Below are 25481 nucleotides of genomic sequence, written 5' to 3' on the forward strand. Positions count from 1 at the left end.
AAATAAACAAACCCAAGAATAATAGGCAGACCGGCGCCCGACGTCGAGAGGCGGAATACGTATTTATGCGCCCCATTAACATTTTCTAGCAAATTTCCCGCCGGATCGCCGATTTTCGGCGGGATCGCCTCTCTCTTCCGCCGACGTCAATCGCCGCCGCGCTACCGCCGGGTAAATAGCGGCAAGATCGATCCAGTTTTCACAAACGCGAGCTGGCCGCGCGCGCTCCCTTTCGCCCCGGCGCCAGAATATGATCTTATAAGTCAATAGCATATAAGCTTATTTAGCCCGTCAGCGGGGCGCGCGCCATGGATCAATTTGTGCACTCGAAAGGCGCACAACTTCAAGGGCATAGCGAAAGCCCCTATACTCACTACATATAATTACAGGATTCGCCGCCGTTTTGCGGGTCCCTTCTTTTTTGCGCAATGTTAGGGTCTCTTTTTATGATTACTATCGACGGTAATGGCGCGGCCGCTTCTGTCGCGTTCCGCACCAGTGAAGTTATCGCCATCTACCCGATTACCCCCAGCTCAACGATGGCCGAGCAGGCCGACGCCTGGGCCGGCAACGGGCTAAAAAACATCTGGGGCGACGTACCTCGGGTGGTTGAAATGCAGTCGGAAGCCGGGGCTATCGGCGCCGTGCACGGGGCGCTGCAAACCGGCGCCCTCTCGACCTCCTTTACCTCCTCGCAGGGTCTGCTGCTGATGATCCCGACGCTGTACAAGCTGGCCGGTCAGCTGATGCCGTTTGTCCTGCACGTCGCCGCGCGTACCGTCGCCACCCATGCGCTCTCGATTTTCGGCGATCACTCGGACGTGATGGCCGTGCGCCAGACCGGCTGCGCGATGCTCTGCGCCAGCAACGTCCAGGAGGCGCAGGATTTCGCCCTGATTTCGCATATTGCGACCCTCAAAAGCCGGGTGCCGTTTATCCATTTCTTTGACGGCTTCCGCACCTCGCACGAAATCAACAAAATCGCGCCGCTGGCGGATGACACCATCCGCAGCCTGCTGCCGCAGGATGAAATCGACGCCCATCGCCTGCGCGCGCTGAATCCCGAACATCCGGTAATTCGCGGAACCTCCGCCAACCCCGATACCTATTTCCAGTCTCGTGAGGCCACCAACCCGTGGTACGACGCGGTCTACGAGCATGTCGAAACGGCAATGGACGCTTTCGCGACCGCCACCGGCCGTCGCTATAAGCCGTTCGAGTTCTATGGCCACCCGCAGGCCGAACGGGTGATTGTGGTGATGGGTTCCGCCATCGGCACCTGCGAAGAAGTGGTGGATGAACTGCTCAGCCGCGGTGAAAAAGTCGGCGTGCTGAAAGTGCGGCTCTATCGCCCCTTCTCCGCCGCTCACCTGCTGGAAGCGCTGCCGGAAAGCGCGCGCGCCGTCGCCGTGCTGGACCGCACCAAAGAGCCCGGCGCCCAGGCAGAGCCGCTGTACCTCGACGTTATGACCGCGCTGGCGGAAGCGTTTAATCGCGGCGAACGCGAAACGCTGCCGCGCACCATCGGCGGCCGCTACGGCTTGTCGTCAAAAGAGTTCGGCCCCGAGTGCGTGCTGGCGGTATTTAACGAGCTGAGCGCGGCGCAGCCGAAACCGCGCTTTACCGTCGGGATCTACGATGATGTCACCAACCTCTCCCTGCCGCTGGGGGAAAACACCCTGCCGTCGGAGGCAAAGCTGGAAGCGCTGTTCTACGGTCTGGGCAGCGACGGCAGCGTATCGGCCACCAAGAACAACATCAAAATCATCGGCAACTCGACGCCGTGGTTCTCGCAGGGCTACTTCGTCTACGACTCGAAAAAGGCCGGCGGGCTGACCGTTTCGCATCTGCGCGTCAGCGAGAAGCCGATTCGCTCCTCCTACCTGATCTCGCAGGCCGACTTCGTCGGCTGTCATCAGCTACAGTTTATCGACAAATACCAGATGGTGGAGCGGCTGAAGCCCGGCGGGATTTTCCTGCTGAATACGCCCTACGCCGCCGATGAGGCGTGGTCGCGTCTGCCGCAGGAAGTGCAGGCGATGCTCAACCAGAAGCGGGCGCGGTTTTATATCGTCAACGCCGCCAAAATTGCCCGCGAATGCAGCCTCGGCGCGCGTATCAACACCGTCATGCAGATGGCGTTCTTCCATCTGACGCAGATTCTCCCGGGCGACAGCGCCCTGGCCGAGCTGCAGGGCGCGATCGCCAAAAGCTACAGCAGCAAGGGCCAGGAGCTGGTTGAACGCAACTGGCAGGCGCTGGCGATGGCCCGCGAGTCGCTGGCCGAAGTGCCGCTGCAGCAGGTCAACGCCGCCAGCCCGAACCGCCCGCCGGTGGTCTCCGATGCCGCGCCGGACTTTGTCAAAACCGTGACCGCCGCCATGCTGGCCGGACTCGGCGATGCGCTGCCGGTTTCCGCCCTGCCGCCGGACGGCACCTGGCCGATGGGCACCACCCGCTGGGAAAAACGCAATATCGCCGAAGAGATCCCTATCTGGAAAGAGGAGCTGTGTACCCAGTGTAACCACTGCGTCGCGGCCTGCCCGCACTCGGCAATCCGCGCCAAGGTTATCTCCCCGGAGGCAATGGAAGCCGCCCCGGCCAGCCTGCATTCGCTGGACGTGAAATCCCGCGATATGCGCGGCCAAAAATACGTGCTGCAGGTGGCGCCGGAAGATTGTACCGGCTGTAACCTGTGCGTTGAGGTTTGCCCGGCGAAAGACCGGCAAAACCCGGAGATCAAGGCCATCAATATGATGTCGCGCCTTGAGCACGTTGAGGAGGAGAAGGTCAATTACGACTTCTTCCTCAACCTGCCGGAGATCGACCGCAGCGCACTGGAGCGCATCGATATTCGCACCTCTCAGCTGATAAGCCCGCTGTTTGAATACTCCGGCGCCTGCTCCGGCTGCGGCGAAACGCCTTATATCAAGCTGCTGACCCAGCTGTACGGCGACCGGATGCTGATCGCCAACGCCACCGGCTGCTCGTCGATTTACGGCGGCAACCTGCCGTCAACACCGTATACCACCGACGCCAACGGGCGTGGCCCGGCATGGGCCAACTCTTTATTTGAGGATAACGCCGAGTTTGGCCTCGGCTTCCGCCTCTCTGTGGACCAGCACCGTCAGCGGGTGATGCGCCTGCTGGAGCAGTTTGCCGATGCGATCCCGGCGGAGCTGAACGCTGCCCTGCACGCCGAGGCCGCGCCTGACGTCCGCCGTGAGCAGGTGGCGGAGCTGCGCCGCGCGCTGGCCGGCGTTGAGGGAGCGCAGGAGCTGCTGACCGACGCCGACGCGCTGGTGGAAAAATCGATCTGGCTGATCGGCGGCGACGGCTGGGCCTACGATATCGGCTTCGGCGGCCTCGACCACGTGCTGAGCCTGACCGAAAACGTCAATATCCTGGTTCTCGACACCCAGTGCTACTCCAACACCGGCGGCCAGGCCTCGAAGGCCACGCCGCTCGGCGCGGTGACCAAGTTTGGCGAACACGGTAAGCGTAAATCGCGCAAAGACCTTGGCGTCAGCATGATGATGTACGGCCACGTCTACGTGGCGCAGATTTCGCTGGGCGCCCAGTTTAATCAGACGGTGAAAGCGATTCAGGAAGCGGAGGCCTATCCGGGACCGTCGCTGATTATCGCTTATAGCCCTTGCGAAGAGCACGGCTACGATCTGGCGCTGAGCCACGATCAGATGCGCCAGCTGACCGCCACCGGGTTCTGGCCGCTGTACCGCTTCGACCCGCGCCGGGCGGATGAGGGCAAGCTCCCGCTGGCGCTGGACTCTCGCCCACCGTCGGACGCGCTGGCGGAAACCCTGCTCAACGAGCAGCGCTTCCGTCGCCTCAACGCGCAGCAGCCGGAGGTAGCGGAGCAGCTGTGGCAGGACGCGGCGGCCGATCTGCAAAAACGCTATGACTTCCTTGCGCAGATGGCCGGTAAAGCGGAGAAACCCACCGTCGAAAGCTAATGTTTACCGCGCCTTGCGCGTTGCCATAAAAAAAGCCCGAATGAATATTCGGGCTTGTCATTTTACCGTTTAAATAGCCCGCAAGAGGACGGCGAGCTGCGGCAGCAAAAATGCGGCTGACAATAAACATAGGCATACAACGCGCGAATAATATCCCATTAACTTCCCGGCGTATAATTTTTATTTCATATAAATACCCTTGAAAGATTCATGAAGATTATCGCCATAGCCGCGGAATTCTTTATTTCAGGATTCATCCATAACCAAATAATTAATATTTACGCCCTTCCATCTTATTATTTCGTCTGATTCTTACTTCCCTGAAGTGGGTTAAAATCAAAGTCACCAAAGGCATATTTAAATAAAAGAGGATGGGAATATAACATTCAGACCAACTATCGTCAGCCCGATACGCACGGCGCCCGGACCGGCTGGCACGCCCGGTCTGGGATTCGGCGGCTACAACCCGTTCGGCTATGGTCGCCGCTGCGGCCTGAGCCTGACGCTGCGGTATCAGGAGCTACCGAAGACCAGGTTCCGCCGTTCTACCGTCGGCGACGACGCAGATCGAGACGCAGACGGCGGGTCCGCGCGCCTTTCTGCCGATATGTTAACCAAATCAAAACAATATACCTGTTGCGTTAAAATAGTCGTCCGGCGGATGATATATTGCTTACCAGACCGCTCGTAAAGGACGCCAGCAATGCATCATCATCCCGTAAAATCATCGCGAATCGCCTCCGTCGCCTACGACGAAACCTTCGGCATCCTTGAAATACGTTTTCGCGACGGCAAAACGCTGCAGTACTGCGACGTTCCGCCGCGGGTTTTTCACAACTTTCTGCAGGTCGTTTCCAAAGGGCGTTTTTATGACGGGGTGATCAAAGGTAAATTTAGCGAACGTTCCGCGACCTGAAGCCAAAGTCTGACCCTGGTCATTGTACATATTGCCCCTGAATGGCGTACACTTTTAGAGGTTAATTAAACCGGAGGTTTTATGACCAGAATAATTCTTGTACCCATAGATATTTCTGATACAGAATTAACTCAACGCGTTATCAGCCACGTTGAAGCCGAAGCGCGGATTGATGATGCTGAAGTCCATTTTCTGAGCGTGATCCCCTCTCTTCCCTATTACGCCTCGCTGGGCATGGCCTATACCGCAGAGATGCCGCCGATGGATGAGTTCAAAGCGGACTCCGAAACGCGGCTGAAAGAGGTGGTGAAGCAGTTTGCCATCCCTGAAGATCGGGTGCATTTCCATATTGCCGAAGGTTCGCCGAAGGACAACATTCTGGAGCTGGCGAAGTCGCTGCCGGCAGATTTAGTCATCATCGCCTCGCACCGCCCGGATATCACCACCTACCTGCTCGGCTCTAACGCCGCGGCCGTCGTGCGCCACGCCGAGTGTTCCGTACTGGTGGTCCGCTAACTTCTTCCTTCAGCCCGCCGCCGGTGCGGGCTTTTTATCTTCCCGTTTCGTAAATTCCCGTGCTTACCCTCTTTTTATTCCCCTGCCAACTGCAACAATTTATTCACAAAAAATAAACCTAAGGGATCATTCACTCCTATAAACTCGGCCAGGAAGTTCGTGTATATCGCATGAGTTTTGTCATCAGAGGATGGTTTTTATGAGTAATAATAGTCCCTCATTATCAGCAGAACAGGGTCTCGCCCCTTCGTCCATACGCTCCGGGATCCATAAAAAGAGCAGTAAAAAAACGATCCTCTTTTTTGTTTTATTATTAATAACGGGCGTGGCGTTCTCGGGCGTTAGCTTATTTAATGATGTCGCGGATTCCGGTGAGGTATATACCAGCTACATTCCCTTTCTTTTATTAGGACTGGCGCTGATAATCGCCCTCGGATTTGAATTTGTTAATGGTTTCCATGACACCGCCAACGCCGTTGCCACGGTGATTTACACCCATTCCCTGCCGCCGACCGTGGCCGTGATCTGGTCCGGATTTTTTAACTTTCTTGGCGTCCTGCTCTCCAGCGGCGTGGTTGCCTTCGGCATCATTTCGCTGCTACCGGTTGAATTAATCCTCCAGGCCGGTACCGGGAATGGCTTTGCCATGGTTTATGCCCTGCTGTTTTCAGCGATTATCTGGAATCTCGGCACCTGGTGGTTTGGTCTGCCCGCCTCCTCCTCCCACACTCTGATTGGCTCTATTATTGGCGTTGGCGTGGCGAACGCCCTGATTCACGGGCGCAACGGCACCAGCGGCGTGGATTGGGGACAGGCGGTCAACGTTGGCTACTCTCTGCTGCTCTCGCCCATTGTCGGGTTTGTCTGCGCCGCGGTTTTACTGCTGCTGCTGAAAAAATTTGTCAAAAACAAACAGCTCTATGCCGCGCCCAAAAATGATGCGCCGCCGCCGCTGTGGATCCGGAGCCTGCTTATCCTGACCTGTACCGGCGTCTCATTTGCCCACGGTTCGAACGACGGGCAGAAAGGGATGGGGCTGATTATGCTGATTCTGGTGGGCACCATGCCAATTGCCTATGCGCTGAACCGCACCCTGCCCCCCGAACAGGCGCCGCGGGTGGCCGCCCTTGCCCAGGTTACGGAAAGCCGGCTGCTGCAGGTTTCTCCCGGCGTGGCGACGCCCAATCCTCGCGAAGTGCTGACCACCTACGTGCGCAGCGGCGAGTTAACGCCAGCGGTGCTGCCGGCGCTGGGGCGGCTGTCAGGCATGATCGGCGATCAGATCCGCCAGTACGGAGCGGTGAACAAAATACCGGCCCGGTCGGTCACGAACACCCGTAACGATATGTATCTGGCTTCAGAAACCATCAAGCATCTGAAGAAAAACCCTGCCGTACAGCTTCCGCCGGATCTGGCAAACAACCTTGATGCGCTGAAAAGCGAGCTGGACAGCTCAACCCGCTTTATTCCGTTCTGGGTCAAAGTGGCGGTAGCGATTGCTCTGGGGCTCGGGACAATGGTGGGCTGGCGAAGAATCGTTATCACCATCGGCGAAAAGATCGGTAAAACCCATCTGACCTATGCCCAGGGCGCCAGCGCGGAGCTCGTGGCGATGGGCACCATCGGCGCGGCCGACGCTTTTGGCCTGCCGGTCTCCACGACGCACGTTCTCTCTTCCGGTATCGCCGGCACCATGGCGGCCAATAACTCCGGCCTTCAGCTTTCGACGGTACGTAACCTGGCGCTGGCCTGGGTGCTAACGTTACCGGCCTCGGTGCTGCTTTCCGCCATTTTACACTGGCTTTTCAATAAACTGTGATGGGATCCGACAGGAGAGTAAATCATGTCAGAGCAATACATCAACCGCGACGAGCAGTTCAATCAACGCCTGTTGCAGGAGTTCTACGACAGTTACGATGAAGAACTGGAAATGGAGCTGGATGATTTACGCATGGATTCGCGAGAAGTGGACGGCGATGAAAAGAAAGCCGCGCGCAGGCGCTATTTCCGCGAACTGCTTCATCTCCAGGGAGAGCTGGTCAAGATGCAGGACTGGATATCCCGCACCGGCCACCGGGTGGTGATTATCTTTGAAGGCCGCGATGCCGCCGGAAAAGGGGGGGTGATCAAGCGCATTACCCAGCGGCTGAATCCTCGTACCTGTCGCGTGGCGGCTTTGCCCGCGCCTAATGACCGTGAAAAGACGCAGTGGTACTTCCAGCGCTACGTCTCCCATTTACCGGCCGCCGGGGAGATGGTGCTGTTTGACCGCAGCTGGTATAACCGGGCCGGCGTGGAACGAGTGATGGGCTTCTGTAACGACCAGGAATATGAAGAGTTCTTTCGCAGCGTCCCGGAATTCGAACGGATGCTGTCCCGCAGCGGGATTCAGATTATCAAATACTGGTTCTCCATTACCGATGACGAGCAGGAGCTCCGTTTTCTGAGCCGCATCCACGATCCGCTGAAGCAGTGGAAACTCAGCCCGATGGACCTGGAGAGCCGGCGCCGCTGGGAGGATTACACGGAAGCAAAAGAGGTCATGCTTGAACGCACGCATATTGTCGAAGCCCCCTGGTGGGTCGTGCAGGGAGTGGACAAGAAAAAGGCGCGCCTCAACTGTATCGCCCATCTTCTGCACCAGATCCCCTATACAGAGGCGGAGACCCCGACGATTACCCTGCCCCCGCGGCTCCATAGCGCGGATTATATTCGTCACCCGGTACCGGATGAGATGATCGTTCCTGAACGTTATTGATTGCTACGCGCTACCTGTAAAATGCAGCCGGAGTGATGGCAGAACCATCTGCCATCACTCTATTCCAGGGATATCAGCGGCGCTTTAGATGGATCATCCAGGGCCTATTTTTGCTCCCTGCTTCCGATCGTCAGCGGAATAACGGCCGCGGCGAATTCACCCCGTTTGCTTAAGCTAAGCGATCCCTTCCCCAGCGGGAGTATGGCGCTGGCGGGCCCCCCCGCGGGGAGCCAGAAACTCACTATTCCCACGGCAGATGGGCGGCCGCTGCAAAACGCGCTGGCATTCGTCGCCGGAATCCGTACCATACGCGACATACTTTTGCCTGCTGGCTGCGATCGGCCGGCGCTAACCCATCTTTTATGGCTAACCCGATGGGGCATGAAAACGCGAAAACGGTGTATGAAGTCTACAGTACATGGATTGAAGAAATGAACGGCGATCGGCTATCGATGCTCAACGCCAGGCGTGAACTGTGATTTAACGTTGCCCCTTAGATGCCCCTTTTTGTTTCAGAGAACGCTAATAATGCTCGATAATCAGCAAGTTACAAAGAAAGAAAAATACAACATCGACAAGTTGCAGAAGCGCCTGCGCCGCAACGTCGGCGAAGCCATTGCCGATTTCAATATGATTGAAGAAGGCGACCGGATTATGGTTTGCCTTTCCGGCGGCAAGGACAGCTACACCATGCTGGAGATCCTGCGCAGCTTACAAAAAAGCGCGCCCATCTCTTTCTCCCTGGTGGCGGTCAACCTCGATCAGAAGCAGCCCGGCTTCCCCGCGCACATTCTGCCGGAGTACCTGCAGCAGCTCGGCGTCGAATATAAGATTGTCGAAGAGAACACCTACGGGATCGTCAAAGAGAAAATTCCCGAGGGTAAAACCACCTGTTCGCTCTGTTCGCGCCTGCGTCGCGGGATCCTCTACCGCACGGCCACCGAGCTCGGCGCGACCAAAATCGCCCTCGGCCACCACCGCGACGACATTCTGCAGACGCTGTTTCTCAATATGTTCTACGGCGGCAAGATGAAGGGCATGCCGCCGAAGCTGATGAGCGACGACGGCAAGCATATCGTTATCCGCCCGCTGGCCTACTGCCGCGAAAAGGATATCGAGCGCTTCTCGCAGGCGAAAGCGTTCCCTATCATTCCATGCAACCTGTGCGGCTCCCAGCCTAACCTGCAGCGTCAGGTGATCGGCGATATGCTGCGCGACTGGGATAAGCGCTATCCGGGGCGTATCGAGACCATGTTCAGCGCCATGCAGAACGTCGTGCCGTCGCATCTTAGCGACGTCAGCCTGTTTGACTTTAAAGGGATTACCCACGGCTCTGAGGTGGTTGACGGCGGCGACCTGGCGTTCGATCGCGAAGAGATCCCGCACCGGCCTGCCGGCTGGCAGCCGGAAGAGGATGAGGCCCAGCTGGACGAGCTGCGGCTGAACGTGGTGGAAGTGAAGTAAACCGCGAACGGGCGCCTCAGCGCGGTGGCTGAGACGCCCTTGTCTACCCTATTTCAGCAAACGAACCCGGCAGTTCTTGCCCTTAATCTTGCCGTTTTGCAGCAGCTTAAACGCTTTGTGGGCCACGCCCTGGCGCAGCGCCACGTAGACGTGTGCCGGATGAACGTTAATCTTGCCGATATCGGCGCCATCGAATCCTAAATCTCCGGTCAGCGCCCCGAGTACGTCCCCGGCGCGCATTTTGGCCTTCTTACCGCCGTCAATGCACAGGGTCGTCATTTCGGCTTCCAGCGGGACGATCGTCCCGCCGGCCGGCGCGTTCATCCAGTTCAGCTTGAGCTGCAGCATCTCCGCAAGAATATTGGCGCGCTGGGCCTCTTCCGGCGCGCAAAGGCTGATCGCCAGCCCGCTCTCTCCGGCGCGCGCGGTGCGGCCGATGCGGTGAACGTGAACTTCCGGGTCCCAGGCCAGCTCGTAGTTAATAACCAGCTCCAGGGATTTAATATCGAGACCGCGAGCCGCCACGTCGGTCGCCACCAGCACGCGGGAGCTGCCGTTAGCAAAGCGGATCAGGGTTTGATCGCGATCGCGCTGTTCGAGATCGCCATGCAGCGACAGCGCGCTCTGCCCGGCAGCGTTGAGCGCATCGCAAACGGCCTGGCAATCCTTTTTGGTATTGCAGAACACCACGCAGGAGGCCGGCTTATGCTGGCTGAGCAGCTTTTGCAGCAGCGCGATTTTGCCCTTCTGCGAGGTTTCGAAGAACTGCTGTTCAATTGCCGGCAGCGCGTCAACGGAATCAATCTCGATGGTTTGCGGATCGTTTTGCACGCGTCCGCTAATCGCCGCAATGGCCTCCGGCCAGGTCGCGGAGAACAGCAGCGTCTGCCGCTCGGCGGGGGCAAAGCGAATGGCTTCGTCAATGGCGTCGCTGAACCCCATATCAAGCATCCGATCCGCCTCGTCCATCACCAGCGTCTGCAGCGCGTCCAGCGAGACGGTGCCCTTCTGCAGATGATCGAGCAGGCGTCCCGGGGTGGCGACGATAATATGCGGCGCGTGCTGCAGCGAATCGCGCTGGGCGCCGAAGGGCTGGCCCCCACAGAGGGTTAAAATTTTAATATTCGGCAGAAAGCGCGCCAGCCGGCGCAGTTCGCCGGCGACCTGGTCGGCCAGCTCGCGCGTCGGGCACAGCACCAGAGACTGCGTCTTGTACAGCGTGGCGTCAATCTGCTGGAGCAGACCGAGGCCAAATGCGGCCGTTTTCCCACTGCCGGTTTTCGCCTGTACGCGCACGTCTTTACCGGCCAGAATCGCCGGCAAAGCCGCCGCCTGGACCGGAGTCATCGCAAGGTATCCCAGCTCGTTGAGGTTATCGAGCTGGGCGGCGGGCAAAACGTTCAGGGTTGAAAAAGCGGTCACAATATTTTCTCGTGTTAAAGGGCGCGCAATTGGCAGGCGCGTATCCTCGCAGAATTGCGCCTCTGATGCGACAATTTAATCGGTTCATCGTCCGGCGGCGGGTCGGGTAAAGGGTGCGGACGAGGCCGCGGGTCCGGCACCGGCATCGGGTCGTTAGGCTCGGGTGAAATGGGTATGGAAGTTAATGGCTGATATCGCATGTTGACTCTCCCGGTTGTGAGCGGGTGTACCACCCATTAAGCGTAGAAGCTGGCCGCCGGAGAGCAAAAAAAAAGCCGACTCAATAAAGTCGGCATCGTACGAATCAATTGTGCTATGCAGTAATTCAAAAAAGGAAGTAAGACAATATGGAGCGCAACGCCCATCGCTTGACGTTGCATTCACCTGCGAGAGAGATATTGCCCCGAATGGGTAGTAGGTTTATTGATTTCGCTCAAACATTGCCGGGTTTTCGCGGCCAAAGGCTGATAAAAGGCGATTATTTACAGCCATTTACTACGATGTAACCACCATGCAACACCACCGATCAGAACAACTAACATTACGCAAAAGATGGAAAAGCCCAAATGCCACTCGTTGCCGGGGATGCCGCCGAGGTTGACGCCAAACAGGCCGGTCAGAAAGGTGCTGGGCAGAAAAACCATAGCCATCAATGACATGGTATAGGTTCTGCGCGACATCGCCTCCTGCATAATCTGCGCGATCTCATCGCTCATAATCGCCGTGCGGGCAATGCAGCTATCGATCTCATCCAGACCGCGGCCGAGGCGATCGGAGATATCCTGCATGCGCCGACGCTGGTCGTCATTCATCCACGGCAGACGTTCGCTGGCCAGCCGGGAGTAGGCATCGCGCTGCGGGGCCATATAGCGACGCATCACGATCAGCTGCTTGCGCAGCAGGGCGAGGAAGCCGCGCGGGGGAACCTGCTGATCCAGCAGATTATCCTCCAGGTCGATTATCCGGTCGTGCAGCTGTTCGATAAACTCGCTGGCATGATCGGTCAGCGCATCGCAGATATCCACCAGCCAGCTGCCGCAGTCCACCGGGCCGGTGCCTTCACGCAGGTCGCCGAGCACGTCGTCCAGCGCCAGCACCCGCCGCTGGCGGGTTGAAACGATAAGGCGCTCATCCATATATAAGCGCATCGCCACCAGCTGATCCGGCCGTTCGTCGGTGCTGCCGTTAATGCAGCGCAGGGTAATCAGCGTCCCATCGCCGACCCGCGTCACCCGCGGCCGGGTGCTTTCCCCCGCCAGCGCATCGCGCACGCTGTTCGGCAGCAGCGGCGTTTCCGCCAGCCACTGCGCGCTGTCGGCGTGGGTGTAGTTCAGATGTAGCCAGCAGGGATGGTCTTTATCGATAGTGTCGCTATTTGTCAGCGGTTTTACGCCGCCCTTGCCGTCAAACTGCCATGCAAAAACGGCATCCGGGACATTCAGTTCCGCACCTTTAATCGCCTCCACCAGACCTCCGTTAACTCATGCTTAATTTTCGTAGTCTAGCCTGACGCCTCCGTTAAGCAAGGGCTAAAAGGAGCAGGGTGCTGAATTCGCTGATAAAAGCCGCTGCCCCAGCACGCTGGCACCGATAAGGCCGCCGTCGCTTACGTGGCGGCCCGCCACGATCAGCGGCCGCTCCGTTTTCAGCAAAATCTTACGCCGCAGGGCCTCGTCAAGGCGGCTAATCAGCGCCGCCTCGCTCGCCATCCCCCCGCCGGCCACGATTCGGTGCGGCCCGAGGATATTCACCGTATGGGCCAGCGGCTCGCTCACCACCTCCAGCCACGCGACGAGGGTCAGGGCCTGGGGTTCACGTCCCGCCAGCCCCTGGGCGACAATCTCCCGGCTGCTCAGGGTCTGCCCGCTCAGAATATGGTGCAGCCGCTCAATGCCCCTCGCCCCGCCCAGGGTGTCGAGGCATCCGCTTTGCCCGCAGCCGCAGGGCAGGCGCGGCAGGCTCAGGCTGCGATCCCCGACCTTCAGCGCGGTCTGCACAATGGGTCCGTGGCCCCATTCTGCGCTTATCCCCTGATTACCGTAGAGAATATTGCCATGAATCGCGATGCCGCCGCCGATGCCGCTGCCGAGGATAATCCCCAGCACCACCGGGAGCCCCTGCGCTGCGCCGCTGCTCGCCTCCGCGAGGGTAAAACAGTCGGCGTCATTGGCCATCACCACCGCACGCCGCAGCCCGGCGCTAAGGGTCCGGGTAATGCTGACGCCCCGAAAAGGCTTCACGTTGCTGGAGAGAATGCGATCGGTGGCGACATCCACCACCCCGGCGCAGGAGAGCGCCAGCGGGCTTTCCGCCGACAGACCGTCGCCGTAGCCGGCAATGATATCGCCAATCGCTGCGGAAAAATCGTCCCAGCCGCCGGTGGGAACGGGACGCTGGCGGATATCGGCGATCGCCCCCGCCGCCCCGGAGATGGCGCTTTTGATAAAGGAACCGCCAATATCGAGGCAGAGCACGCGCGCGTTCACAGGCGAGTGTCCAGCAGGTCGCGCAGGCCGTCGCCGAGAATATTAAACCCGAGGACGGAAAGGACGATGGCCAGCCCCGGCCACAGCGAAATGCCCAGGCTGATCCCGAGGAAGTTACGCCCGTCGCTCATCATCGTGCCCCACTCCGGCATCGGCGGCTGTACCCCCATGCCCAAAAACGACAGCGAGGCGGCGGCGAGAATCACCGACCCGCCGGTCAGGGTAGCCTGCACGGTAATCGGCCCCAGCGTGTTGCGCAGAATATAGTGAATAATCTGCCGCCGGTAGCCAATCCCCAGCGCGCGCGCCGCTTCCATATACTCCATATTTTTAATCCCCAGCGTCAGGTTGCGGCTCAGGCGGGCGTAAACCGGCACCGAGAAAATGGCGATCGCCAGCAGCATATTGATCAGCCCAGCCCCCAGCACGCTCACCAGCAGAATGGCCAGCACGATCCCCGGGAAGGCGAAGATCACGTCCATAATCCACATAATGATGTGGTCCACGCTTTTGCCGCACAGCGCCGCCATAATGCCCAGCGGCAGCCCCATCGCCAGCGATAGCGCCACGCTGACCACCACTTCGATTAAGGAGATCCGCGCGCCGTAAATGGTGCGGGAAAAAATATCGCGCCCGTAGTCGTCGGTGCCCAGCCAGTGTTCGGCCGAAGGCGCGGAGAGAATATTGAGGAGATCCTGGTCATAGGGATCGTAGTGGCTCAGCCACGGCGCAAAGAGCGCGCCGATGACGATTAGCGCCACGATAAAGCCGCCAATGGCGATCGACGGATGCTCTATTCCCCAGCGCAGGCCGTTCATCAGGCCGTTGCGCGATTTGGCGAGTGAGATTTCAGACATATTAATCAAACCTTATTTTCGGGTTGATTCTGGCGATAATCATTTCGCCCACCAGATTCATCACCACCACGCTGGCGACCGTTATCATCGTCACGCCCTGAATAACCGGATAATCGCGATAGCGCACGGAATCCACCAGGTAACGCCCGATGCCCGGCCAGTTAAATACCGACTCCGTCACCACCGCGCCGCCGATCAGGCTGCCAAAGTTGAGCGCAATAATGGTCACGATGGGAATTAAGGCGTTGCGCAAGGCATGCTTAAAGTAGACGTAGAACGGCGCCAGCCCCTTGGCCCTGGCGGTGCGAATATAGTCTTCGCCGAGCACGTCCACCATGCTCGAGCGGGTCATGCGCGACATCACCGCCATCGGGAAAATACCGAGACACACCGAGGGCAGAATATAGCTTTTCCAGCCCTCGGCCCCTAACAGCGGCAGCCAGCCCAGCTTCACCGAGAAGGTATCCATCGCGATAAGGGCCAACCAGAAGTTGGCGATGGAGGCGCCGGCAATCGCGATCAGCATCAGGGCGTGATCGGCGGCGTGATTGCGATAAATCGCCGCGCACATCCCCATCGGAATGCCCAGCACCACCGCCATCAGCCATGCCAGCAGCGCCAGGCCGAGGGTATAGGGCGCCCGCTCGCCCAGCTCGGCGGAGACCGGCTGCCCCGATTTTAGCGAAACGCCGAAGTCGCCTTTAAGCATCCCGACCACAAAACGCCCGTACTGTAGCGCCAGCGGATCGTCGAGCCCGAGGCGGGAGTGCATCCGGCTCACGTCGTCCTGGGTTGCCTGCGGACCGGCCATCAGCCGCGCAGGATCGCCGGGGAGCATCCTGATCGCCAAAAAGACGATCAGCGACGCGCCGAGCAGGATAAGCGGCAGGGAGAGCAGTTTTTTGATGACGTAGGCTTTCATAACGACTCCAGTCAGGCCCCGGCTTTACGGCTTCTGCGCGTCGATGACGATAATTTCGCCGCCCGGCTCCATCCGCACGCCTTTAATATCCGCGCGAGTGGCGTAGAGATCATCCTGGAAGTAGAGCATCACCTGCGGCGCGTCCTGCATGATGACCTTCTGCGCCTGCACGTAATCCGCGATGCGCGCCTTGTCATCCATCGTGGTCGCCGCTTTATCCAGCAGGTCGTCGAGGGTCGGGTTTTTATAGAAGCCGAGGTTGGCGCCAACCGGCGCGGCGCTCTGCGAGTAGTACAGCGGACGCAGCTGTAAATCTGAGCCGTTGAGGCCCGAGGACCAGGAGGCGAGAACGGAGTCAGTGCGGTTGGCCAGCTTTTCAGCGGCCGGCGCGAAGGCGGCTTTGCTCCAGACGCCGCTTTCCATTTGCTGAATATTCAGCTTCACCCCTACCTTGCCCCACATCGCCTGCAGGATTTGCGCGGTCCGGGCGTCCGGCCCCTGTACGGCGATGTTGATGTCAAACCCTTGCGGATAGCCAGCATCCTTGAGCAGCGCCCTGGCTTTGTCGATATTGTAAGGGTATTCGTTGAGCGACCTATCGTAGCCTTCATTCACCGGGGCGAGCGGCGAGTTAGCGGCGGAGGCGTAGCCGAACATCACCGCCTTCAGCAGGGCGTCTTTATCCGTGGCCAGATTCAGCGCCTGGCGCACGCGCACATCGTTGAGCGGCTTCTGCTCAACGTTGAGCGCCACCCAGAACACCGACGCGCCTTTGCCCTGCTCCAGCTTCACCTGCGGGTTGCTCTTCAGCTGCATCCCGAACTGCGGCGGCACCGGGTTGATTACGTCAACCTGACCGGAGAGCAGCGCCATATTCATGACCGAAGGTTCCGCGCTCCAGGTCCATTTGATTTGCTCCGGACCGCCGTTGTCACCCCAATAGTGCGGGTTCTTTTTCTCTAAAACATATTCGCCGGTTTTATATTCCTGCAGCATATAGGGGCCGGTTCCGTCCGCCTTACGGCCAATAGTGCCGGCTTTGTCCGCCGCCGGGCTGACCATTTTCGCCGCGCCGCCGGTGAGTAAATTGAGGAACGAGGGGTAGACTTTTTTCAGCGTAATTTCGACGCTGCCGTCGTCAATTTTTTTCACCGATGCAATAACGTTGCGCATCCGCGAGCTGGCGGCCAGGCTGCCTTTGGGATCGATATGGCGCTGGATATTGGCCACCACCGCGTCGGCGTTAAACGGCGTACCGTCATGGAAGGTGACGTTCTTGCGCAGCGTGAAGGTCCAGACCTTGCCGTCCTCGCTCACCTGCCAGGCGGTAGCCAGCGCGGGGGCGATTTTGTAATCCGCAGAGAGATCGACCAGCCCTTCATACATCGGCTTGAGGACCGTATCGGTGAAGGTCGCCGTCTGATCGCCGGGATCCATACTGCGCGGCGCTTCATTTTGCATCACGTTCAGCGTCGCCGCCTGCAGCGCCGTGATATTGCCTACCGCCAGAACGCCTGCCAGAACGGCAAGTCGATATTTGCTCATCAATACCTTCATCGCTTAACCCCTGCCCGTATGTTATTTCGCCAGTTGTGGCCATTATGTTGCTATTAAGTTTTGTTTTTACACATAACAAATTTCTTTAAATGTGATATTAGCCACCATTGGCGCTTAATTAGGTAATAAATTTAACTTATATGCGTTCACTTAGTTACTTTTGTGAAAAAACTGATTGCTAAATCAGCAGGCCGCCACTATGTTCAAAAAAAAGCGAAGGATCGGGGCACTATGCTGAACAAACTTCAACAACAACTGGTTCATCTGGTCTGCAGCGAAGAGGGAGCCAGCCGGGCCGACCTCGCCCGGCTGACCGGCATGAGTAAGCCGGCCATCGGCGCGCTGGTCAAAGAGCTGCTGGCGGCGGGCGTGCTGCAGGAGAGCGCGATGGCCGCCTCCAGCGGCCAGGGGCGGCCTTCGGTTACGCTGTCACTTTCACCGAATGCCGCCTGTGCGATCGGCATCTCCCTGATCGACCATCAGCTGGTGGTGGTGCTGATGAACGGCGTCGGCGAAAAGCTTGCCGAGCGCTATCTCATCCCCGAGGAGGAGATCCCGGCGCTGATCCAGCAGCTGGCCGCTGAAATAGCCGATCTGCTCAGCAGCGCGGCGATTAACCGCCAGCGCCTGGCCGGGATCGGCTTTGCGCTCTCCGCTTTCGTTGACGCCGCCCAGTCGGTTTGCGTGCAGTCCGCGCTGCTGGGCTGGCATCAGGTTCCGCTGGCAGAGCTGCTGAGCCGCGCCACCGGCGGGATCCCGGTGGTTATCGAAAACGATACCCGCGCGCTGGCGACCTACGAGAAGACCTTTGGCCATCTGCGCAAGTACGAAAGCGCGGTCGCTATCTCCCACGGCAGCGGTATCGGCAGCGCGGCGGTGATTTACGGGCGCATCTGGCGCGGCGCCCACGGCGGCGCGGGGGAAATCGCCCACTGTACTATCGTGCCGGCGGGTAAGCCCTGCCGCTGCGGGAAGCGCGGCTGCCTCGACACCGTAGCCTCCCTGACCGCCATTTTTGAACAGGCGCGCATGGAGGGCATCGAGGCCAGCAGCCTCGCCGAACTGGAGGCGCTGGCCCGCAAAGGACACTCCGGAGCGATTCATATCCTGCACCAGGCCGGCGACGCGCTAGGCATGGCTATTTCTCATCAAATTCAGACCCACGATCCGGCGGCGATCATGCTGGCGCACCAGCCCGATAGCTTTCAGGGGCTGCTCAATACCGTGATGCAGCAGGCCATCGAAACCTATCTGCTCCCCGGCATGGCGGGAAAAACGCCGCTCATCTACCGCCCGCTTGAACAGGACAGCTGGGCGCTTGCTGCCGCAAGCGTGGCCCTTACTCACGTTTTATTTCCCGAATATTAACGAGGTCCCTATGCGCATTGCCGTTGGTGGAATACATATTGAGTGCAGCACCTTCAATCCGGTACTGACTCACGAGGACGAGTTTCGCACGGTCGAAGGCGACGCGCTGCTGGCGGCGCCCTACTTTCAGTTCCTCAAAGACTATCCGGCGACCTTTCTGCCTACCCTGCACGCCCGCGCCATTCCCGGCGGCCCGGTCGCGCGTGCCGCCTATGAGAGCTTTAAGGCCGAGTTTCTGACCCGCCTGCAGGCCGCGCTGCCCGTTGATGGTCTCTATCTGGCGATGCACGGCGCGATGTTCGTCGAAGGGCTGGAGGATGCGGAAGGCGACTGGATCGCCGCCGCCCGGGCCTGCGTCGGCGACGCCTGCCCGATAGCCGTGAGCTACGATCTGCACGGCAACGTCACCCAGCGCATTATCGACGCCATTGATATGTATTCGACCTACCGCACCGCGCCGCATATTGACGTTGAGGAGACCATGCGCCGCTCCGTCACCATGCTGGTCAACAGCATTACCACCGGCGTGCGGCCCGGCGTGGTGTGGGCGCCGGTGCCGGTGCTGCTCCCCGGCGAGCGCACCAGTACCGAAGATGAGCCGGCGAAAAGCCTCTACGCCACCCTGCCGGCAAGCGATCGCCTCCCCGGCGTACTCGATAGTTCGCTGATGGTGGGCTACGTCTGGGCCGATGAACCGCGCGCCACCGCCGCCGCCATCTTTACCGGCACCGACGCGAAGGTGCTGAAACAGCAGGCGATGAAGCTGGCGCAGTCTTACTGGAACGTCCGCGAGGAGTTTGTCTTCGGCTGCCGTACCGGCAGCGTGGCGGAGTGCGTGAAGGAGGCCATCGCCAGCCCCACGGCGCCGGTTATTCTGGCGGACTCCGGCGATAACCCCACCGGCGGCGGCGTCGGCGATCGCGGCGACGTGCTGGCCGAGCTCCTGCGCCAGAATGCCGGCAATACCCTGGTGGCGGGCATTGCCGATGCCCCGGCGACCCAGGCCGCGTTTCGCGCCGGCGTTGGCGCAGAACTTGAGCTGACCGTTGGCGCACGGCTCGATCCGGCTGGCGAAAGCGTCAGCGCCCGCTTTACCGTGAAGCATCTCCTGCCCGCGGGCGCGCACGGTAGCGCTAACCAGGCCGTATTACAGGTGGCCGGCATCACCGTGGTGGTCGCCGACCGCCGTCGCCCCTATCACGATCTCGCCGATTTTAGCGCGCTCGGCCTCGATCTGAGCCGGGTAAAGATTCTGGTGGTCAAATCGGGCTACCTGTCGCCGGATCTGGCGCCGCTGGCCAATCCAAACCTGATGGCCCTTTCCAAAGGCGTGGTCGATCAGGATATCGAGCGCGTGCCGCGCCGGCGGATGCTCACTCCGACCTGGCCGTTCACCGGCGATATTGCGTTCACGCCGCAGGTTTTCGTTTCCGCCAGAGCCCCTTTTGCCGGGGAGTGCTGAGTGATGAAGACCCCGACGCCTGCTCCGGTGCTGAGCGTAGAGAATCTGTCGGTCTCGTTTCGCCGCGGCGACAGCTGGCAGGAAGTGGTGCGTAATATCAACTTTACCCTTAATCCGGGAGAAACGCTGGCCATCGTCGGCGAATCGGGTTCGGGGAAAAGCGTCACCGCGATGGCGATTATGCGCCTGCTGTCATCGCGCAACAGCCGCACGGAGGGCAGCGTGAGCCTCGGCGGCAGGTCGCTGCTGTTGCTGCCAGAGGAGGAGATGCGCCGCATCCGCGGCGCCGAGGTGGCGATGATTTTCCAGGAGCCGATGACCAGCCTCAATCCCGCCTTTACCATCGGGCACCAAATCGCCGAAGTCTTTATTCATCACCAGGGATTATCCAGGCGCGAGGCGAAGCGTCAGGCGATCGCCCTGCTGGAAAAGGTGCGCATTCCCCACGCCGCGCAGCGCTATGACGAGTATCCGCATCAGTTTTCCGGCGGCATGCGCCAGCGCGCTATGATTGCGATGGCCCTGGCCCTCAAGCCTAAGCTGCTGATTGCCGACGAGCCGACCACCGCCCTCGACGTGACGATTCAGGGGCAGATTCTCGATCTGATTAAAACGCTGCAGGCGGAAAACAATACCGCGGTGCTGTTTATTACTCACGATATGGGCGTGGTGGCGGAAACCGCGGATCATACGCTGGTGATGTTCCGCGGCGATGCGGTTGAATGCGCGCCGACGCCGGGGCTGTTTTCTGCCCCCCGACAGCCCTATACCCGGGCGCTGCTGGCCTCGGTACCGGCGGCCGGCGAAATGGCAGCCGTTACCGCGCCGTGCCGGTTCCCGTCGGTGGATTTGCAGACCGGCGAGACCCGGCGCTATCCGCCCGAGGCCGCGCTGCCCGACCGCTCGCAGCCGCCTCTGCTGTCGGTAAAGAATCTGGTGACCCGCTTCCCGGTTAAGCGCGGTTTTTTCAATCAGCTGGCCGGCCATATTCACGCCGTGGAGAACGTCAGCTTCGATTTGTGGCCGGGAGAGACGCTCTCGCTGGTAGGCGAATCGGGCTGCGGTAAATCCACCACCGGGCGCAGCCTGATCCGCATGATTCAGGCGCAGTCCGGCGACGTGACGCTCAATGGCTATAGCGTCCTGCAGGCCGACCGGGCGCAGCAAAAGCGCCTGCGTCAGGATATGCAGATGATTTTCCAGGATCCCTTCGCCAGCCTCAACCCGCGGCTAAAGATCCAGGAAACGCTGATTGAACCGCTGCTGGAAAACGGGCTGGCCACCCGCCAGCAGGCGCTGGCGCGCTCGCAGGAGCTGATCGAAAAGGTCGGGATGAGCGTGTCGGTGCTGAACCGCTATCCGCATGAGTTCTCCGGCGGCCAGCGTCAGCGCATTTGCATCGCCCGGGCGCTGGCGATGAATCCGAAGGTGATTATTGCCGATGAGTCGGTGTCGGCGCTGGACGTTTCGGTGAAGGCGCAGGTGGTCAATTTAATTATCGAACTGCAGCGCACCATGCAGATCGCCTTTCTGTTTATCTCGCACGACATGGCGGTTATCGAGCGCATCAGCCATCGGGTGGCGGTGATGTACCTCGGCGAAATCGTCGAGATTGGCCCTCGACAGGCGATTTTCACCCATCCTCAGCACCCGTATACGCAAAAGCTGATCGCGGCGATCCCCAAGACCGATCCCGCGCGTCGCCATCTGCTGCGCGAAGGCAGTAACGACGAGCTGCCGACGCCGTTTCGCGATAACGCCTGGCAGCCCCCCGTCCGCAGCTATGAACAGGTTGGCCCCCAGCACTGGGTGATGCGCTAGCCTCCCTGCCCGCAGGCCCTCTTGCGAGGCGCCCGCGGGCCGGATTCAGGGCAGAAGCGCCCTCCTGCCCTTTACTCACCCACGCCGCTCTCCCTCACGCGACGCCCGCTTTAGCCGATGCGGGATTTCTTTTGCGGCAAAATGCTGTATTATGCGATTTATTGCAGCAATTTGCAGGATTGAAAACCGTGCACAAAACCGCCAGACAAAAGTTCCTCCTGGATATCATCAGTGAAAATGGCCAGGTCAGCATCAGCGATCTGGTCGCCAGGCTGCAGGTTTCCGCGGATACCGTACGCCGCGACCTGACCGATCTTGAAAAGCAGGGGCTGGCGCAAAAGAACCACGGCGGCGCTATCGCCCTCGACCTGTCGGCGATGAATCGCCAGGGCAGAAATGCCCTGCTGCCGAAAACGAAGCAGCGCTTAGGCAAAATGGTGGCGGAGAAAATTCCCGCCGGCTCGACGATCTTTTTAGATGCCGGCAGCACCGTGCTGGCCGTCGCCAGCCACATCAAGGGGCCGATGACCGTCATCACCACCTCTTTAGATATCGCCCAGCACTTCAGCGACCGGGCGGATATTCAGCTGATCCTGCTGGGCGGCAGATGGGATATGCAGCAGCGCCTGTTTGCCGGCAGCGCCACCCTCGCGCTGCTCGCGCGCTATCGGGCTGATATCGCCATCCTCGGCGCCTGCGCGCTGCATGCGCAGCTGGGCCTCAGCGCCAGCCAGGAGGCGGACGCCGAAATCAAGCGCGCTATGCTGGCCGCCAGCACCGAGTGCTGGCTGGTTGCCGACCATCTGAAGCTGAACCACTGCGAGCCCTATCTGGTCGCCGGATTAGCAGAAATTCATCAGCTCTTTTTGGATAAAGCCTGGGAAGACGCCGGGGACGACATTTCAGTACACATCAACATTGCTGACGCTCAATAACGTGGAGAGAATAATGAACAAAGTTATCGCCGGTGACGGTAAGAACATTAATATTGCGCTGATCGGTTATGGATTCGTGGGCAAAACGTTCCATGCGCCGCTGATCCGCTCGATTGACGGCCTGAAGCTGGCCGTCGTCGCTTCTCGCGATGAAGAAAAGGTTAAGCGTGACATTCCCGACGTCACCGTTATTGCTTCACCCGAAGAGGCGATTCAGCACCCGGATATCGATCTCGTGGTGATCGCCTCCCCTAACGCCACGCACGCCCCGCTCGCGAAGCTGGCGTTAAACGCCGGTAAGCACGTGGTCGTGGATAAACCCTTTACCCTCGATATGCAGGAAGCCCGCGAGCTGATTGCCCTGGCGCAGGAGAAGCAGCTGCTGCTCTCGGTATTCCACAACCGCCGCTGGGACAGCGACTTCCTCGGGATCAAGCAGGTTATTGAGCAGGGACTTATCGGCAACGTTAAGCACTTCGAGTCCCATTTCGACCGCTTCCGTCCGGAAGTTCGCGTCCGCTGGAGAGAGCAAAACGTGCCGGGCAGCGGCCTGTGGTTTGATTTAGGGCCGCACCTGATCGATCAGGCTCTGCAGCTGTTCGGCCTGCCGCAGTCGGTGCAGGGCAACATCGCCACCCTGCGCCAGGGCGCCGAGATTAACGACTGGGCGCACGTGGTCCTGAACTATGCTCAGCATAAGGTCATTCTGCACTGCAGCATGCTGGTTGCCGGCGGCAGCGCGCGCTTTACCGTTCATGGTGACCAGGGCAGCGCGGTCAAACAAAAAGCCGACCAGCAGGAGAGCCAGCTGCTGGCGGGCGTCATTCCCGGCAGCGAAAGCTGGGGCCACGACGACGACAGCCTGAGCGTTTTTGACGCGCAGTCGCAGGTTCAGCAAGTGGCCGCCCCGCGCGGAGATCAGCGTCAGTACTACATCAACGTGCGCGATGCGCTCAGCGGCAGGATTGAAAACCCGGTACAGCCGCTGCAGGCGCTCGCCGTGATGGCGGTGCTGGAGGCCGCCGTTCGCTCCGCCGAAACCGGCACCCTGCAGACGCTGGAGCTGACCGCCGACGAGCTGGCCGCGCTGAAGTAAGCCTCACATTAACGTGGCCTGCGGCTGCGCAGGCCACGCCCTTCTCCCGGCCTTCACTCGGGGCGTCGCTTTCAAAGGTCATCGTTTACGCTCGTTCCGTACGTTCCGGCGGCAGATCGCTTGCCGCGGTGGCGCAGGCGACCTATTTAACGACGGGCAAATCGGCGTAGCGGGTCGTATAGCCGGGCGATAGCATCTCACGCTTCATCGTCCAGCTTTTTTGAATCCCCTGCCCGGCAAACCACACGCTGCCGCGCCCCGAGCGGTTCAGGCTATCCACCACCTGCATCAGCGCGGCGCTATTCGCCCGCGGCTGATACTCATCAAACAAATTGAGCTGCGCCACGCCCTGGCTGAAGAAATCGCTCAGCATGATGCCGGCCTTCATATAGCGAAAGCCCTCCTTCCACACTCTCTCCAGCGCATGGATCGCGACGCGAATAATATCCCGGGTATCGTCAGATGGCGTTGCCAGTCGGCCGCTGGCCTGGGGAGCGTAGAAGGCTTCGTTTTCGGCGTGCGGGCTGGTGCGCATAAAGACGCTGACCACGCAGCAGCGCTGCTTCTCGGCCCTGAGCTTTTCCGCCGCGCGCTCAGCATAGGCGCAAACCGCCTGATGCATATCGCTATATTGGGTAATGCGGTGGCTAAAGGAACGGCTACAGATAATCTGCTGTTTGGCCGGCGCAAACTCATCCACCTGCAGACAGGATTCCCCCCGCAGCTCGCGCACCGTGCGCTCCAGCACGACGTTAAAGTGCTTACGCATCACCCAGGTCGAGCTGTCGGCAAGCTGCAGAGCGTTTTCGATGCCCATCAGCTCCAGCTTTTTTGCGATCCGCCGGCCCACGCCCCACACTTCATGCACCGGCACCAGAGCGAGCAGCCGGCGCTGGCGATCGCGATGCGATAGTTCGACAACGCCGCCGGTTTGGCGCCACTTTTTAGCCGCGAAATTAGCCAACTTGGCGAGCGTTTTGGTCGGCGCGATGCCAACCCCCACCGTGAGCCCGGTATGCTTCAGGACCCGATCGCGCATTTGCTGGCCAAATGTCTCAAGCGGCATATAGCCGGAGATACCGGCTAAATGAACAAAGGCCTCATCGATGGAGTATATTTCAATCCCCGGCGTCATCTCCGCCAGCGTCTGCATGACCCGGTGGCTGAGATCGGCATAGAGCGCGTAGTTCGAGCTAAAAACCGCCACCTGCAAACGCTGCAAATCATCCTTAATTTTGAAATAAGGCGCGCCCATGGGGATGCCCAGCGCCTTTGCCTGCGCCGAACGTGAAATAATACAGCCATCGTTATTTGAGACCACCACCACCGCTTTTCCCTGCAGGTCCGGCCGGAAAACCGCTTCGCAGGAGGCGTAGAAGCTGTTGACATCAACAAGCGCGAACATGGCGGTGTGATTTTAAGCTGAAGGTGACCACGCCAAATATTTGCAGCTCCTCTCCCGGCTGGCAGACGACAGGAGAGTAGTTGAGGTTACGCGGCATGAGCTGAAGGAACGGTCGGGTTTGCAGCTGCTTTACGGTAAACTCGCCGGCAACGGCGGCAATCACAATATCGCCGTGCTCGGCGGTCAGCGAGCGATCGACCACCAGCAGGTCGCCATCGTCAATTCCGGCGTCCGTCATTGAATCGCCGCTCACCCTGACAAAGTAGGTCGCATTTGGATGCCTGATGGCCAGCTTGTTCAAATCGAGCGTATCTTCGACATAATCCTGGGCCGGGCTGGGAAACCCGCAGGGTACAAGATCGCGAAACAGCGGCACCAAAAACCGTGACGACGGCTCAACCGGCTTGTAGAACGTCAACATAAACTCACCTGGCATAATTACTGTGTTTATATACAGTATTATTAAATCATTCGGGTTAGGCAAGCCGCTTATGCCACCCTATCGCGAAGGTCTTGAAGTTC

At 59.6% G+C, this 25481-nt stretch carries 20 protein-coding genes and 1 pseudogene; 12 read left to right on the top strand and 9 right to left on the bottom strand.

The features are described from left to right. Nucleotides 1–446 precede the first annotated feature (446 nt). The 7 genes and pseudogenes from nifJ (at nt 447) to ttcA (ending at nt 9628) form a co-directional block, all read left to right on the top strand. Nucleotides 447–3974, top strand: coding sequence for a pyruvate:ferredoxin (flavodoxin) oxidoreductase (gene nifJ / locus AC1M2H_RS15445; RefSeq protein WP_480148008.1), 3528 nt, complete (start codon nt 447–449; stop codon nt 3972–3974). Nucleotides 3975–4677: 703 nt separating this feature from the next. Continuing rightward, on the top strand, nt 4678–4890 hold the full coding sequence (locus AC1M2H_RS15450) for a KTSC domain-containing protein (protein WP_480148009.1): 213 nt from the start codon (nt 4678–4680) through the stop codon (nt 4888–4890). Between the two features lie 81 nt (nt 4891–4971). After that, nucleotides 4972–5406: a universal stress protein UspF gene (uspF, locus tag AC1M2H_RS15455; RefSeq protein WP_480148010.1), complete on the top strand. Its 435-nt coding sequence runs from the start codon at nt 4972–4974 to the stop codon at nt 5404–5406. Between the two features lie 199 nt (nt 5407–5605). Further along, a complete protein-coding gene (locus AC1M2H_RS15460) occupies nt 5606–7225 on the top strand; it encodes an inorganic phosphate transporter (RefSeq protein ID WP_480148011.1) in 1620 nt (539 codons plus the stop codon). A gap of 24 nt (nt 7226–7249) precedes the next feature. After that, nucleotides 7250–8164 (top strand): polyphosphate kinase 2, encoded by a 915-nt coding sequence (gene ppk2, locus AC1M2H_RS15465; protein WP_480148012.1) that lies wholly within the window; start codon nt 7250–7252, stop codon nt 8162–8164. Between the two features lie 248 nt (nt 8165–8412). Further along, nucleotides 8413–8643 (top strand): annotated as a pseudogene (locus AC1M2H_RS15470) (tyrosine-type recombinase/integrase); the annotation flags it as partial. Nucleotides 8644–8692: 49 nt separating this feature from the next. Next, nucleotides 8693–9628: a tRNA 2-thiocytidine(32) synthetase TtcA gene (gene ttcA / locus AC1M2H_RS15475; RefSeq protein WP_480148013.1), complete on the top strand. Its 936-nt coding sequence runs from the start codon at nt 8693–8695 to the stop codon at nt 9626–9628. 48 nt (nt 9629–9676) lie between these two features. On the opposite strand, the gene dbpA is transcribed toward ttcA, so the two are convergent. The 7 genes from dbpA to AC1M2H_RS15510 all read right to left on the bottom strand — a co-directional run bounded on the left by dbpA (nt 9677) and on the right by AC1M2H_RS15510 (nt 16872). Then, nucleotides 9677–11050 (bottom strand): ATP-dependent RNA helicase DbpA, encoded by a 1374-nt coding sequence (gene dbpA, locus AC1M2H_RS15480; RefSeq protein WP_480148014.1) that lies wholly within the window; start codon nt 11048–11050, stop codon nt 9677–9679. A gap of 14 nt (nt 11051–11064) precedes the next feature. After that, nucleotides 11065–11250 (bottom strand): proline-rich small protein YnaL, encoded by a 186-nt coding sequence (gene ynaL, locus AC1M2H_RS15485; RefSeq protein WP_480148015.1) that lies wholly within the window; start codon nt 11248–11250, stop codon nt 11065–11067. 282 nt (nt 11251–11532) lie between these two features. Beyond that, nucleotides 11533–12516: a zinc transporter ZntB gene (gene zntB / locus AC1M2H_RS15490; RefSeq protein ID WP_123707693.1), complete on the bottom strand. Its 984-nt coding sequence runs from the start codon at nt 12514–12516 to the stop codon at nt 11533–11535. A 63-nt stretch (nt 12517–12579) separates the two neighbouring features. Beyond that, nucleotides 12580–13536: an ROK family protein gene (locus AC1M2H_RS15495; protein WP_480148016.1), complete on the bottom strand. Its 957-nt coding sequence runs from the start codon at nt 13534–13536 to the stop codon at nt 12580–12582. Beyond that, the gene (locus AC1M2H_RS15500; RefSeq protein ID WP_480148017.1) at nt 13533–14393 is read right to left on the bottom strand and encodes an ABC transporter permease; all 861 of its coding nucleotides are present in this window, start codon (nt 14391–14393) and stop codon (nt 13533–13535) included. The genes AC1M2H_RS15495 and AC1M2H_RS15500 overlap by 4 nt, the downstream gene beginning before the upstream one ends. Nucleotide 14394: 1 nt before the next feature. Further along, nucleotides 14395–15315 carry an ABC transporter permease gene (locus AC1M2H_RS15505; protein WP_480148018.1) on the bottom strand — a complete coding sequence of 307 codons (921 nt, stop codon included), beginning with the start codon at nt 15313–15315 and terminating at the stop codon, nt 14395–14397. 24 nt (nt 15316–15339) lie between these two features. After that, entirely contained in the window at nt 15340–16872 is a 1533-nt protein-coding gene (locus tag AC1M2H_RS15510; protein WP_480148019.1) for an ABC transporter substrate-binding protein, read from the bottom strand. 231 nt (nt 16873–17103) lie between these two features. On the opposite strand from AC1M2H_RS15510, the gene AC1M2H_RS15515 reads away from it, so the two are divergent. The 5 genes from AC1M2H_RS15515 (at nt 17104) to AC1M2H_RS15535 (ending at nt 23554) form a co-directional block, all read left to right on the top strand. Beyond that, a complete protein-coding gene (locus tag AC1M2H_RS15515; RefSeq protein WP_480148020.1) occupies nt 17104–18240 on the top strand; it encodes an ROK family protein in 1137 nt (378 codons plus the stop codon). 10 nt (nt 18241–18250) lie between these two features. After that, entirely contained in the window at nt 18251–19702 is a 1452-nt protein-coding gene (locus AC1M2H_RS15520; protein ID WP_480148021.1) for a M81 family metallopeptidase, read from the top strand. Nucleotides 19703–19705: 3 nt separating this feature from the next. Beyond that, nucleotides 19706–21523, top strand: coding sequence for an ABC transporter ATP-binding protein (locus AC1M2H_RS15525; RefSeq protein WP_480151953.1), 1818 nt, complete (start codon nt 19706–19708; stop codon nt 21521–21523). A 188-nt stretch (nt 21524–21711) separates the two neighbouring features. Next, a complete protein-coding gene (locus AC1M2H_RS15530; protein WP_480148022.1) occupies nt 21712–22458 on the top strand; it encodes a DeoR/GlpR family DNA-binding transcription regulator in 747 nt (248 codons plus the stop codon). A 13-nt stretch (nt 22459–22471) separates the two neighbouring features. Beyond that, nucleotides 22472–23554 (top strand): oxidoreductase, encoded by a 1083-nt coding sequence (locus tag AC1M2H_RS15535; RefSeq protein ID WP_480148023.1) that lies wholly within the window; start codon nt 22472–22474, stop codon nt 23552–23554. A 142-nt stretch (nt 23555–23696) separates the two neighbouring features. Here the strand turns inward: AC1M2H_RS15535 and umuC are convergent, their stop codons facing one another. Next, a complete protein-coding gene (umuC, locus tag AC1M2H_RS15540) occupies nt 23697–24959 on the bottom strand; it encodes a translesion error-prone DNA polymerase V subunit UmuC (RefSeq protein ID WP_480148024.1) in 1263 nt (420 codons plus the stop codon). Further along, the gene (umuD, locus tag AC1M2H_RS15545) at nt 24943–25380 is read right to left on the bottom strand and encodes a translesion error-prone DNA polymerase V autoproteolytic subunit (protein ID WP_480148025.1); all 438 of its coding nucleotides are present in this window, start codon (nt 25378–25380) and stop codon (nt 24943–24945) included. Before umuD ends, umuC begins: the two co-directional genes overlap by 17 nt. Nucleotides 25381–25481: the final 101 nt, after the last annotated feature.

The organism is Klebsiella sp. F11 (assembly GCF_056712265.1).